This window comes from Halorhodospira sp. 9622, from assembly GCF_022228025.1.
Classification (GTDB): Bacteria; Pseudomonadota; Gammaproteobacteria; order Nitrococcales; family Halorhodospiraceae; genus Halorhodospira; species Halorhodospira halophila_A.
The window spans coordinates 1-1924 of record NZ_JAJNRE010000065.1 but is presented as its reverse complement, the minus strand read 5'-3'; the positions used below and the strand labels follow the sequence as shown (position 1 = coordinate 1924).

1 protein-coding gene is annotated in these 1924 nt (G+C 64.2%); it reads right to left on the bottom strand.

The window, feature by feature from the left end; translation table 11 throughout:
* Window positions 1-75 precede the first annotated feature (75 nt).
* Window positions 76-1764, bottom strand: a complete 1689-nt coding sequence (locus LRG07_RS13545) for an IS1634 family transposase (protein WP_238642712.1) — start codon at window positions 1762-1764, stop codon at window positions 76-78.
* Between the last annotated feature and the right edge of the window lie 160 nt (window positions 1765-1924).

Here is a 1924-nt window from a genome sequence, read left to right as displayed (position 1 = left end):
CCCAAGTTCGTCAGCTAATCGCGTAACTTCCCGTTTTGCTTACACCTCGTAAGCGAAAAATGCCACAACAGGCCTTCAGGCGGGCCGTTTCGGGACCTCGATGCCTACCTCTTTGAACAGCTCCAGTTGCTCGGGTGATGGCTTGGTCACGCCCTCGAAGTCGCGACCACCGATGCGCACGGTGTGGCGCTGGATCTGGCGCAGCGTACGCAGGGCGCGCTCCGGGGAGAGTGTGCTGCCGGCGGCCTTGAGCCGCTGGCGCAGCATCCGGTGGAGGACCAGCGCGAGAAAGCAGATCAGCGCGTGAGCCCTGATGCGTTCCGGGAGCCGGTGATAGACCGGTGCGATCTCGATATCGCTTTTCAGGACCCGGAATCCGCGCTCGATGTCGGCCAGTGAGCGGTAGCGTTCGACAATCTGATCGGCGCTGCTATCGGTCAGACTGGTGACCAGCAGCAGCTTCCCATCGAGCCGATCCGCAGCCGCCCAGGCCGCCTCGTCGATGTTGTACTGGAACTGGCTCGAGGCGAGATCGGCCCGCACGATCGAAGACAGCCGCTTGTCCAGCGCCGCCTTGTGAAAACGCTGGTAGGCGCTTCGGTCGCTGGAACGCCGACCACGTTGCGGCATGCCGGCGTCTTGCTTGACCAGCCGCTCGGCCAGGCGCTCGCCCAGGGCGTCGAGTTCTTCGATATTGCGCCGGCGAGCGGCATTCTGTTCGGCCGCCCGCTGCGCGTTGTGGGCGATCACCAGACGACGGCCCTGCCACTGCGTCTCGACCACAGACTCCGCCCCGGTGCGCTGCGCCTGCTCGGCCAGTTCCGGGTGCAGCCGTTCGATCACGTCGGTGAACTCGCTGTAGCGTCGCCCGGGCACCGCCAGGATGTAATCGACCGCCAGACCCTGCTCGGCGCCGAGCGCCTCCAGGGTCTCCACATTGTCGAGACTCAGCAGGCCCCGGTCGGCGACGACCACCATGCGCTTGAGCGCAAAGCGTTTGAGCAGCCGCTCAACGATCGGCCCGAGCGTCGTCGTCTCCGCCACATTGCCTTCGAAGACCTCGTGGGCGATGGGGAGGCCCTCGGCGGTTTGCACCACCCCGAGGGCGAATTGCCGGGCGATGCCATCAACGTCCTTGCTCATCCCGTAGCGGCGCACGTCCTCGTCGAGTTCCTTGCCGCCGTGGATGCGCACGGTCGTCAAATCCCAGAACACCACGGAGAGCTCCTGGTCGAGCAGCGGTCTGAGCTGCTTCGCTACAGCCGCCTCGACCTTCTCGTGGCGATCCATCAGTGCGTCCATGGCGCGCAGCAGCTGCGAATGGCAGACGGCATCGCCATCCAGGCCGGGGACGCTGGCCTCGTCGCGCAGCCAGTCGAGCATGCTCAGTTTGCTCGACGGCGCGCTGAGCCGATTGAACACCATCGCCCGGACCAGCGCCTCGGCATCAAAGCTTCGCCGCGATGAGCGAAGGGCCTTTCGAATCGCGTCATCGAGTCCGAGTTCGTGCCAGAGCTGGTTCAAGGCCCAAAGATCGCCGAAGGCCCGAGCGGTCTCGAACTCTGGCTCGTCCGGGACGGACTCCGGGCGGCCGATGGCGCGCTGCAGCCCGCGGATCAGAGGATCGAGACTCTTCTCTGAGAGTTGATCGAGGCGGCCAAGATTGGCGACGACCCGTTGCTTCACCTTGCCCTGCTCGTCGCGGTATCCCTCGACGAGCTGCAGGTACTGCCGGCCACCGGATCGGCTGATGCGCGTGTACATGACACGACTATAGAGCGGTATCAGTCATTCCGCAATTGATTCCGCTATAGCACGCGTGCCACAACAGCCTATAAGGCCTGACGGCGGGCCGATCGTTGGGAAATCAATGGGCTGCTGCCCAAAATCGCCCAGATTCAACAAATGAACTGACGAACTTGGG